This window comes from Deltaproteobacteria bacterium (assembly GCA_016931625.1).
Lineage (GTDB): Bacteria > Myxococcota > XYA12-FULL-58-9 > XYA12-FULL-58-9 > JAFGEK01 > JAFGEK01.
The window spans coordinates 1-5,444 of the sequence record JAFGEK010000173.1; the positions used below are offsets into that span (position 1 = coordinate 1).

At 34.9% G+C, this 5,444-nt stretch carries 6 protein-coding genes; 5 read left to right on the top strand and 1 reads right to left on the bottom strand.

The window, feature by feature from the left end; all coding sequences use genetic code 11:
• Window positions 1-122 precede the first annotated feature (122 nt).
• From JW841_14885 to JW841_14895, 3 genes are all read left to right on the top strand, one after another.
• Window positions 123-368, top strand: a complete 246-nt coding sequence (locus JW841_14885) for a hypothetical protein (GenBank protein ID MBN1962219.1) — start codon at window positions 123-125, stop codon at window positions 366-368.
• A 236-nt stretch (window positions 369-604) separates the two neighbouring features.
• Window positions 605-1,603 (top strand): NAD(P)-dependent oxidoreductase, encoded by a 999-nt coding sequence (locus JW841_14890; GenBank protein ID MBN1962220.1) that lies wholly within the window; start codon window positions 605-607, stop codon window positions 1,601-1,603.
• A gap of 225 nt (window positions 1,604-1,828) precedes the next feature.
• On the top strand, window positions 1,829-2,188 hold the full coding sequence (locus JW841_14895; protein ID MBN1962221.1) for a hypothetical protein: 360 nt from the start codon (window positions 1,829-1,831) through the stop codon (window positions 2,186-2,188).
• A 98-nt stretch (window positions 2,189-2,286) separates the two neighbouring features.
• Here JW841_14895 and JW841_14900 read toward each other — a convergent pair whose 3' ends face one another.
• Window positions 2,287-3,282, bottom strand: a complete 996-nt coding sequence (locus tag JW841_14900) for a nuclear transport factor 2 family protein (protein ID MBN1962222.1) — start codon at window positions 3,280-3,282, stop codon at window positions 2,287-2,289.
• Window positions 3,283-3,535: 253 nt separating this feature from the next.
• On the opposite strand from JW841_14900, the gene JW841_14905 reads away from it, so the two are divergent.
• Together JW841_14905 and JW841_14910 are read left to right on the top strand one after the other, a co-directional pair.
• A complete protein-coding gene (locus JW841_14905; protein ID MBN1962223.1) occupies window positions 3,536-4,519 on the top strand; it encodes a phosphatase PAP2 family protein in 984 nt (327 codons plus the stop codon).
• A 196-nt stretch (window positions 4,520-4,715) separates the two neighbouring features.
• Window positions 4,716-5,330 carry a hypothetical protein gene (locus JW841_14910; protein MBN1962224.1) on the top strand — a complete coding sequence of 205 codons (615 nt, stop codon included), beginning with the start codon at window positions 4,716-4,718 and terminating at the stop codon, window positions 5,328-5,330.
• Window positions 5,331-5,444 lie beyond the last annotated feature (114 nt).

Sequence of the window (5,444 nt, forward strand, 5' to 3'; positions counted from 1 at the left end):
ATTAAGCAGATGGTCGCGATTTTTTCTTGCCAACACTGATGAAGAGTTTGATATTTTAGCTAAGGAGGATCCGATTATGAAAACCGCTCCTCAAACCCCAGTCTTTAGCACGTGATCGCCAGATGTGGGCGCGTTCACACTCTCATCTTATGGCATGTGCTATAAAGGCGGGCAGAGCAAAAGGCATGGCCGAAGGTAAAGCAGAAGGCAGAGCAGAAGCAATTTTAACTATATTAGAGACACGCGGTTTACATTTAACCGTAAATGAACGCAATCGCATTCTTGAGTGTATTGACAACGAATGTTTTAATAAATGGTTACAAAAGGCACTCACGGTGGATGATATTGAAGAGTTATTTGAAAAGTAAGATAGCCACGCCACGCAAATAAACTTATATTTGCTAATAGACTATTATTTGGTAGCTGGCACTTTTTTAAGGTGGCTTTTAACACTTTTGTTAAATAACGATTGAATCAGGTTAGTTTTAAGAAAAAAATTTTATACAATGTTTTTATAATCAAGAATTTTATTGCTATTAGTTAACGGCTCGCTATTATTATGGTTATTGGCACCTATTTATATGAGAAAAAAAGTGGTGAATAGGTGAATAATAGACAGCGTAAAAACGAACACTCAATACGTCTGGGGATTACTGGCGCGACTGGCTATGTTGGTAAAAAACTTGTTGAGTTGGCAATAAGTCGCGGCTATAAAGTCGTTTGTTTATCGCGTCAATCGCACTTAGATAATGATTTATTTAATAATGTAGAAATCATTCAGGGGAATCTTTCTGATTATAAAATCATTCAACAATTCGTTTCAGAGATAGATGTTTGCATACATCTTGCTGCGCAAGTATCAGCGACTAATAAGTTTGAATACAGAAAAGTAAACATTGAAGGAACTCGTAATATCTGCGAAGCTATTAGACATACTGCTCCAACTTGCCGATTAGTTTATTGCTCAAGCGTTGCTGTCTTGCGAGTAAATCCATGGTTGCCATTTTTAAGTACTGAATATGCACGAAGTAAAAGACAAGCAACACAGTTAGTTAAAGAATATCAATATAAATATAAGTTACATGCATCCATCATCTATCCCGGATTGGTGTTTGGACCCGGTGACACAACTTTTTTTCCAAATATTATAAAAAACTTAAAAAAAGGTCGTCTCTTTTTTATTCACGGTGGCGAAAAAAATGCTCCACTAATTTATATTGATGACTTATGTGAAATGCTTCTTAGGTCTGCAATAAATCCTGCATCTGATGGCAAAGAGTTCCTTGGGGTATCACCAGGTGATATCGGTATTCATGATTTTATTAGATGTATTGCTCAAAAGATTGAAATCGAACCTCCCAAATTAAAACTACCTAAATTGCCACTTTTAATTATGGCACTATTTTTAGAAATTATATGGCGAATTATTGGTCGTACAGATCAACCACCATTATCCAGACGAGTTGTCGATGTATTATCAATAAATTTTAAAAATATTTCTAAATGGGATAACGATGCTTTAGATTGGCAACCTGCAATTTTAATAGTGAATGGTATTGAACCAGCTATTAACTGGTGGAAACATAATCAACTAAGAGATTAGTAAAAATATAGTTATGCATCGCATAAAAAATGATGCTTATGACGACTATTAATGAGACATAAGAAACATCTTGATCGCCGTCGAGTTAAAGCTATACTCAAAATTGCCGAAAATTTATGTCATGTATATAAATTTGGCAAGTAATTCATGTTTTAAATCGTTTAGCCTTTGTTTGTTTGGAAATTAACTAAAAAGGTTTAACCGATATGAAATTGTGAGGAAACCATGAGTAATCGAATCAAATGGATTCAATACAGAGGTAAACAGGTTTTAAAAGTTGATTATCAAGGTCTACGTGGAGATGAACTACTTGATATAATGGATAAGGTTCCATCTTTTTATTCAGGCCATCCACTTGGATCTGTTTTAGTTCTTACAGATGTGCGTAACACACATGCCGATGAAAAAACTATGAGTGCGATAAAAAATTTAACGAAGAAAACAAAACCCTATGAAAAAAAATCGGCGGTCATAGGTATAACAGGTATTAAAGGTATTTTATTATCAGCAGTTAAAGTTTTTGCTAGTCATAGTATCGCTCCTTTTTCTGATGAAAAAGAAGCTCTTGATTGGCTGGTAAGTTAATAAGACTAATAATATAACTTGGTCTATAATAGGCACTAGCAAGAACTACTTTATATTTAGTGCTGTTCATGCTAGCGCCAAATTTATTGTAATAATATTTAAGGAGTATGTCCGGCAGCAACAGAATATGTATCATTTACACTACGAAATGAATTTATTTTGCCTTCTTCATTTACATTAATAGTGTGAATACCTTCACAAGTGAAAGTTTTGCCTGTGGCATAAACATAAATAACTTCATAAAACTGCGAATCAACGCGACTACCTTCAGTAATCAAATAGTTAAAACCAAAATCTACATAAGTTTCAGTACCAAATAAGCGCTGCAAGAAATCCATGACGCCAGGTATGCCTAAAAATGTTCCGGCAATAGGAGTAATATCAGAAGGACCTGCAAGGATCCAAATTACATCATTTGATAACTGAGCCAGAAAAGTGTTTAAATCAACATCATTAAGTGCCTGATAAAGTGTAAGGCCAACAGTCACAGCATCAGGATAACTACTTGGCATAATGCCATCATCAGCAGGGTTAGCGACCAATGCATATTGTGGATCCATACTTGGATCAAAGGCGCTAGCCATGGCAAAGGTATTGTTAAACTCTCTGAATTTTACAATACGATTATGTTCATCGAAAAACCAGGTGTGAACAATTTCCATGCTGAAGTGTTTGTGGGTTTTTCTGACTAACCCAGACTCAGAGAGATGCACATGGATAATGTTGCCTTGGGTAACATCATAGCGCATAGCTAATTCATTGATTCGTACTGACCAGGCGAGATCAAAGAGATACTTAAGTACGCCAATACGGTGATTATAGGTGCCTGCAAAAGGCACTAAGCCTTCGACGCCTTCGACTTTCCATTCAACATTGCGATCAACTAAATTTAAAATTTTTAAAAAATCACCTTTACCAAGATAACGATAATACCGTTGTAATGTTTTGGTAGGCCCGTCGTTACCATCGAGGTCTACCGACAGATCATGAATAAAATGATTGCTGTGATGACAAGCAACGGCTTTGCGGATAGGTGTGCTTACACTTGCAGTGACCAATCCAACAATTAAGAAGCTTTGCAATAAAATTTTCATGCTGCACTCCGTACCTCTTCGGGCAATTGAAAACATCTATAATGAAGTATACCTTCAGCGAATGAGAAATAAAATGCAACTAATAATTAAAGATAGTGTTAAAAGATCTGTAAGTATGAGTATATAGCTGCATTCACGACATATTATTTATAAAATAAATTAGCTGATTGTAATAATAATTTTAAATACATAATTATCACTTTTGCCATGTATTAATTTATTATTGGGTGTTACCGTAAAAGAGACACAATCAATGGTTAGCAGTAAATTTTCACTACTATTATTATTCAACTCAATTCGCCAACAGATAATGGTTTTGCTGTTTATTACTTTAGCATTCATTAATTTATCAACTGCTCAGGCCGCTAGTGATAATAGTTTATTAAAAGTAAATTACGGTACTGATGGTTTAATTACAGGAGGGGCTATTTTAGGTTGGGGATTAACTAATTTGCTGCCAGTTGATACGCAAAATAAATGGGATAAAGAGTTACTCACAATTGATGAGAGTGTGAAGCAAAATTTTTCACCAACGGCAGCTAAATATAGTGATATTTCGTTAATAACGACAATAAGTATGCCGCTTTTAATTTTAACCAGCCAAGGATTGAATGAAAGATATTCACAAAATGCACTGCTATATGGTCAAGCCGTTGGTATTAATTTACTTCTAAATAACATTGTAAAGCACGCAATTCAGAGACCACGCCCATACGTATATAATAGTGATATTAAGGTACAAGAATACGCCAGCACTCAAGGTAATGACTCTCGTCTTTCATTTTATTCAGGTCATGCAAGCACTGCTTTTACCGGCGCAGTTGCAGGTTCGTACTTGTTTGCGGTGGCAGAGAGCAACCATAAATTAAGCGCCCTGGTTTGGGGCACTCAACTTGCTTTTGCAAGTGCTACGGCTAATTGGCGCATCAAAGCCGGCAAACATTATTACTCAGATGTATTGGTTGGTGTTATTATGGGTTCGCTATGCGGTGTAGCTATACCTTTGCTGCATCAGGATCAAACCACAAGATATCAACCAACTGCAATAGAATGGTTGGCTATGGCTAGTGGTATTAGCACGGGTATAATTTTAAGTCAGCTTTTACCATTTGAAAAAGCTTTAGCTGAACAAGATGTAGTTAATAAACAGCATCCCAGTGAAGCGCTGCTTACATTAAATGTAGTGCCAATGGTTGTAAGTCATGGGGGTGGATTGATGTTGGTGGGGGAGTTTTAGGCTATGTTTAAATCACTGAAGTCAATTAATATTTATATTAAAGGCCAAACAATTATTTAACGCAACGCAGTATTTAGCTATTTTATACTTGATAAAGTTAACTAAGTTTATTTTATAAACTAAAATAATTCGATCTTTTATTATAATGATATTCATTCTATAATTAATTATATTAACCAACTTTTAGAGCAAGCAAATGTCTATCGTTGAAATTAATTATGAGAATTGGCCCGTTTGCTATTTTAAAATTACTGGTCCTGTTGATGAGGATTTATTAGCTGTAATATTACATGGAATAGAAGAGCCTTTTAGAAGACGGGATTATAGCTATAATATTTTTGAATTAACAGAGATGGGATTAGGTACGTATGAAGTACGTCGACAATATGCCGACCATACTAAGAAATATTTTAATGATTTTAAAAAGTATTTAATTGGCGCATCAATGGTGCTTTCAAAGCGTTTAATTTATACTTTAATAACAGTTCTTTCATGGATGCAAGAATTACCGATTTTCCCCAGGCCGGTTAGTACATTAGCAATGGCTGTTAGCAATGCTGAAGAGGATTTAGCTAAAGCTGGTATTAAGTGGTCTGGGCCATTAAAGTTAAATAGTGAAAACACAATACGATATGAAAATGATTTTGATTATACTACTCCAGAAGAAGACATGAATTTTTTTATCAATTGTATAGATCAAAAATATAATGAATTTAATATGCCAATTAATAATTTTGCTGGCACCAAACACCAAAGAAAAGGACGATTAAAAACTCAAAATGTTAAACGTAATAAAGACTCAAAAGAATAAGCAATAAAAGAAATCATCTCAGCCCATCCACCCCATGGTGTGGTTTTGCAGTCATCAAAATTCAATTATATTAGGTAGTTATGAGTTTTTAACACCCTCAATTTTGCCGATCCA